Origin of the sequence: Mesorhizobium sp. M5C.F.Ca.ET.164.01.1.1, from assembly GCF_004792125.1 — a bacterium.
Taxonomy (GTDB): Bacteria; Pseudomonadota; Alphaproteobacteria; order Rhizobiales; family Rhizobiaceae; genus Mesorhizobium; species Mesorhizobium wenxiniae.
In genome coordinates, this window is sequence record NZ_SRTG01000525.1 from 1 (window position 1) to 293 (window position 293).

Consider the following 293-nt stretch of genomic DNA (forward strand, 5'->3'; position numbering starts at 1 on the left):
CTCATTCCCTCGGAGCCTGCCGCGACCCCGTCGGTGTCTGTCCGACTGGTTCATCCGTCGGTTGAGACGATGTTGTTCCCCACATGTCGTCCGGTTACTGGCGACATCAATTCAGATAAAGCGCCTGGCTTAACAGCCGATAAATTTGTCCAGTATTTGTTTCACGAGTTATTGGATCGCTGCTGCCGGGCGCTAACCCTACGTGATGGCGATATTTAAGCGCATTAGTATCCGCTGAAGTGCCCGGCAATTGCCGCCGCTCAGCGCTTGGCCTTGGATTTGTTGAGAGCCAC

At 54.6% G+C, this 293-nt stretch carries 1 protein-coding gene; it reads right to left on the reverse strand.

Translation table 11 applies throughout. The features are described 5' to 3' along the window. Window positions 1–106: 106 nt before the first annotated feature. A partial coding sequence (locus EN807_RS36265; protein ID WP_210240035.1) for a hypothetical protein occupies window positions 107–293 on the reverse strand: 187 nt, incomplete at its 5' end.